General features: G+C 38.6%; 5 protein-coding genes. 3 read left to right on the forward strand and 2 right to left on the reverse strand.

Features of this window, described 5'->3' with window-relative positions; translation table 11 throughout:
* Positions 1–269: 269 nt before the first annotated feature.
* From CK510_RS25680 to CK510_RS25690, 3 genes are all read left to right on the forward strand, one after another.
* Positions 270–1,028: a SnoaL-like polyketide cyclase gene (locus CK510_RS25680; RefSeq protein ID WP_095724372.1), complete on the forward strand. Its 759-nt coding sequence runs from the start codon at positions 270–272 to the stop codon at positions 1,026–1,028.
* Between the two features lie 78 nt (positions 1,029–1,106).
* Positions 1,107–1,433 (forward strand): MgPME-cyclase complex family protein, encoded by a 327-nt coding sequence (locus tag CK510_RS25685; protein ID WP_095724373.1) that lies wholly within the window; start codon positions 1,107–1,109, stop codon positions 1,431–1,433.
* A 93-nt stretch (positions 1,434–1,526) separates the two neighbouring features.
* The gene (locus CK510_RS25690) at positions 1,527–2,168 is read left to right on the forward strand and encodes a hypothetical protein (RefSeq protein WP_095724374.1); all 642 of its coding nucleotides are present in this window, start codon (positions 1,527–1,529) and stop codon (positions 2,166–2,168) included.
* A gap of 181 nt (positions 2,169–2,349) precedes the next feature.
* Here the strand turns inward: CK510_RS25690 and CK510_RS25695 are convergent, their stop codons facing one another.
* On the reverse strand, positions 2,350–2,667 hold the full coding sequence (locus tag CK510_RS25695) for a hypothetical protein (protein ID WP_095724375.1): 318 nt from the start codon (positions 2,665–2,667) through the stop codon (positions 2,350–2,352).
* A 321-nt stretch (positions 2,668–2,988) separates the two neighbouring features.
* Complete coding sequence (gene recQ, locus CK510_RS25700; protein ID WP_095724376.1) at positions 2,989–5,151, reverse strand: DNA helicase RecQ; 2,163 nt, start codon at positions 5,149–5,151, stop codon at positions 2,989–2,991.
* Between the last annotated feature and the right edge of the window lie 138 nt (positions 5,152–5,289).

Genomic DNA, 5,289 nt, shown 5'->3' on the forward strand with positions numbered 1-5,289 from the left:
TCGAGCGGCTTTAGTGGGAATAGAACGAGCTGTGCGAGAAATGAAAATGTCAATGCGTGGGGAATTTTAATTTTGGGGATTGGGGATTGGGGATTGGGGATTGGGGATTGGGCATTAGGCATTACGGATCAAAAAATTCTGATTCCTGATTCCTGATTCCTGATTCCCAACTCCCAACTCCCAACTCCCAACTCCCAACTCCTAACTTAACTAGAGGGGTTTTAACTGCGGAATCTCAAAAAACCGACATTTTAACTTCCAGAGGTTTTATGAGTGCAACAGAAAGCAATAGTCTCCCGCTTTGGGTACAACACCGAGATACGGTAATTGGGTACAACAGACAGGCTAACATTGATTGGCGTACTGGTTCCCCACCGGATTATTCCCGTGGCAACGAAAACTTAGCCAAAGAAAGTATATGCAATCACGTTGAAGGTTCCCTAGAATCCATAGTTCAAAACTTGGTGAGAACCTTTGAAATGGAAGTATCCTTCAAGACAAATCCCCAACAATGGCTATCAGTAGTACAAGATAAATTTCGTGTCAGTACAAATGGCGATCGCGAATTTGATGCTGTCGAATTGGGAGCAAAGGGTACGTACAATACCTTCATGGCAGATTCAGAACATTACAAGTCATCTGAGGAAAGCTTTGAATCGTCCCACAAAACATTCCATAGTGCTTTTCCCCAAGGTTTCCCTTGGGAATTATTGGAAGTATATTCGGGACCTCCGACTGTTACATTTAAATGGAGACATTGGGGACATTTCCGAGGAAAATACAAGGATTTTGCCCCCACTGGTGAAACAGTGGAGATTATCGGCATGAGCATAGCACGAGTCACCGATGATTTAAAGATTATCTCAATGGAACACTATTTCGATAATTCCTTGTTTTTGACAAGGTTAACAGCTGGAGGTAAAGTAACTGATGATACTACTAATAAGAGTGGTTGTCCGTTTAATCAGTTGAGTAATCCATTGAGTAATCCATTGCGATCGCTTTTTAACCGATTCAAAAAGAATTGATAAATAGGGGTACAGTTGGTGTCACTGTGCCCTTAAATTATTGGATAGAAGATTCAATAGAGCTATGGGAAATTGACAATGACAACATACTATTACGTTTTAGCAAGCCAGCGCTTTTTACTCGAAGAAGAACCCTTTGAGGAGGTTCTCAAGGAACGAACTCGTTATTACCACGAACAAGAAAAAGAAATTGATTTTTGGCTGGTGAAGCAACCTGCTTTCCTGGAAGCTCCGCAAATGCAAACAATTAAGGGTAAATGTCCTCAACCATGTGCGGCAGTGATTTCGACCAATCAGCAGTTTATTATCTGGTTGAAGTTGCGTTTAGAATATGTGATTACAGGGGAATTTGAAGCACCTTCTGAGTCAATCACAGAACCTTTGGCATCACTAGTCAGTCTATAAAAAGGGAATGGGAAATTGGGAATTACTTAATACCTATTTCTCAAATTTTGGGAACAAAATCTATTTCGGGGAATCTTGTAAAAGAAGCAATTTATGTATTCAACTGTGGTGGAGAGACTTCAGACTGTATCTAGTGCAATTGCGATCGCGATTGTATCTCTGTTAGGTAGCACAAATTCCGCGATCGCTCAACAGAAAATTCCCACTTGCCGAGCTCCTAACGCTGGTGAATACCTTCTATTGATTGTTAGTCCAAGTACTGATAATCAAAACCAGTTACGCCGGGTTTTGCCGAACGACACTAACACCAGTGTTTGTAGATATCTCAATGATACTGTAACGCGCATTGGTGGTTTTGCTAAACTTGACGACGCTAATCGTTGGGCAAGATTCATACGTGATTCTGCGGGTTTATCTGCAATTATTACTACCAGACCTCAGGATGCACCAGTTGCCAAACCAGCCAATTTTAAACCGCAAGCACTTGGTCAGGGATATGCCGTATTAGTCGATTATTTTAACAATCCTGATGTCGCTAAACAAGTGCAGCAAGTTGTTGGTGGTGACATTGGCTTTGTTTCCTACGCACAACGTCCTTATTTACTAGCTGTTTTTACAACTAATTCCAGAGATGCCCAAACCACACTCCAATCATTAAGCGAACGTGGCTTCTTTGCCCAATTAGTTGACGCACGTCGCGTAATGTTGCTACGTCAAGTTGTGAAGTTACAGTAATTTTATCTGGAGATGCGATATTAAGAATGTGGGATTTTTGCCTATCGCATCTCCATTTCATTGTTCAATTTTCACAAAAAAGACGTTGGAGGCTTTGCGTAACCCAACATCAATCTATACAAAAAACTGTTATATTTTCTTGAATTCAGATTCCCAATTGATATTAATAAATTGATAAAAATTAACTTTCTCTGAGTGCTGAAATTACCTGTTCGGTGATATTTTTCCCACCTCTGAAATTATCAATTAAGCATTGAATAGTATATATAATTCCCCAAGGAATACCCCACCAACCCAAGAAAAGTGAAATTAGGATGAATTGGATGTTTTTACTAAAGGTGGGTTCTCCTGCTTTAATGAAGTGAATATCTGAGCTACGTTTAAAAGTCAGTATAACTATCGAGAAGCAATAGGGAAAAACAACAAATTTACCACCATGAGATAGTTCTTTGTTGACTTCCTCTACAGTCATGTTATCTATACCAATAATTTTCGTCATTTTCTTATTTGAATTAATTAGTTATTTATTTAAAGTTTTTAGGTATTAAATACTTTACAGTATTCTATCAATGACCATTAATTTAACATTGAGTATATTTACTGGAGTGAATATTTATATTTATTCAATGTTTATGTAAAATCTCATAAATAAACTGTAGGGGCAGGGTTTTCCCGCCCTTACAAATGATATGATTAATGATTGTAGAATTCAGATATTTTATTTTCTGCAAGGCTCTTATAGTTCACTACAAACAAGAAAGTTATCAATTCTGATAAAAATGAATTGAAAAATATTGCAGTGAAGCATCTCTAAATTATCTCATTTCTTGCTTTTATTTCGCCACACACCTCGAACTATCCTAATTTCGTCAAAACTATAATCATTACCTAAATATTCTTTAATTGGTGTCAGAGCAACATCACCAAGCGTATCCAAGACTTTCCAAATCACTTGTTGTTTATTGGCAGGCACTAATAAGTTAATATCAATTGCCTCATTTTTCTCAATCAAATCAGATAAATGACGGATTACCGTTGTCGAGCGAATACTTCTTTCTAGGGCAATTTCATCAACACTCATCCCTTGTTGATATAGCTTTAATGTTGTTAATTCTGTAGAAGAAGGTGAATTATCAACAGGTACGGGTTTAGCTTCAACTTTTTGAGTTGTTAAATTATTTTCTTGGCAAAAATTGCGTATTGCAGATAAAAAGTTATCACCATACTCAGCTAATTTCCTACTACCAACACCAGAAATTTTACTCAAATCCGCTTTAGTTTGTGGACGAATATGTGCCATTGATTTTAAAGTAGCATCAGAGAAAATAATATATGGGGCAACACCTTGAATATCGGCTAAAGTCTTACGCAAAACCCGCAATTTTTGCATTAACATCTCACCTTCAATAGTATTGATACTAGTCTCTTTAATACTAGCTTTCTGGACAACAGGAACTGCGATCGCAACTTGACGCTGACGACGCATTATTTCCCAACTTGCAGCATTTAACTTCAAGACAAAATAGCCGTCTGTACCTTGCTCAAGTAATCTTTGTTGTAATAAACAACGTCCTAACATTTTCCATTCATCGGCAGTTCTATCTTTCCCAATACCGTATGTAGATAATTGTTCGTGGTCATATTGTTTGATTTTTTCGGTTTTGCCACCACGCAAAATATCAATAATGTGGTTCATCCCAAATTTCTCTTTCGTTCTGGCAATACATGACAGAAACTTCATTGCTTCCACTGTCCAATCTTGAGTCGGTTTTGGATAGCGACAATTATCACAATTACCGCAATTACCATCAAATTGTTCGCCAAAATAACCAAGTTGAATTGTCCGACGACAAAGAGTACTTTCGGCATAATCTATTGTTTGCCTAAGTTGCTGTCGTGCGATTTTTTGTTCTTGTTCGTCGGTTTTTTGGTTAATGCTCCATTCAATTGTTTTCACATCGCCAAAGCTTAAAAATAGGGTACATCTCGACTGTTCCCCATCCCTTCCCGCACGTCCAGATTCTTGATAATAACTTTCAATATTTCGCGGTAAATTATAATGAATAACTAGCCGAACATCAGGTTTATTAATCCCCATTCCGAAAGCAACCGTTGCTACCATCACTCGCACATCATCCCGAATAAACCTTGTTTGATTAGTGCTGCGTTCCTCGTCGTTTAAACCTGCGTGATAGGCTAAAGCTAATACTTTGTCATGTTGAAGTTTCAGTGTCAGTTCATCGACTTGTTTGCGAGTCAGACAATAAATAATAGTTGAACTGTCATTTTCCCGAACCAATTCTAATAATTCTGCATAGGAATTTTTGGTTTTGGGACGAACTTCGTAATAGAGATTTTCGCGGTTGAAACTGGCAATATGAATGTTGGGTTGCTTTAATCCCAACTGTTCGATAATATCTGCACGTACCCTATCTGTAGCGGTTGCTGTCAGTGCTAGTACGGGAACATTATTAAAGCGCGATCGCAGCGATCGCAATTGACGGTATTCTGGTCGAAAGTCGTGTCCCCATTCCGAGACGCAGTGTGCTTCATCGATGGCAAAGCTGGAAACCCCGACTTGATGGTGAACTAAATCGAGAAACGGCAAAAATCGTTCGCTCATCAACCGTTCGGGAGCAACATACAGTAACCTAATCTTACCTTCGAGTATGGCTTGTTCCCGCGATCGCACTTTATAACTATTCAAGCTGCTATTCAAAAATGTCGCCGCAATCCCGTTTTTTCGCAATGCATCTACTTGGTCTTGCATTAATGCTATCAAAGGTGATACAACCACTGTTATGCCTTTTTTTACCAATGCTGGTAGTTGAAAGCACAATGATTTTCCTCCTCCCGTTGGCATTACCACCAACATATCCCGATTTTCCAGAGCTATTTCGATTATCTGCCTCTGTCCAGGACGGAAATTGTCGTAACCGAAGTAAAATTTTAATGCTTGTTCTAAGTTAGAATGCGTAATCATGGATTTGGGAACGGAGATTAGGCTCAAGTCAATGCAGCGACTGGCTTATACCAAAATTATCAAACCACAAATCGATACATTTATTTTGGCTATCTTGAGATTGTATCCTGACTAACGATATTTACAGCAACATATATC

It is taken from the genome of Brunnivagina elsteri CCALA 953 (assembly GCF_002289455.1).
In the GTDB taxonomy this organism is placed as follows: Bacteria; Cyanobacteriota; Cyanobacteriia; order Cyanobacteriales; family Nostocaceae; genus Brunnivagina; species Brunnivagina elsteri.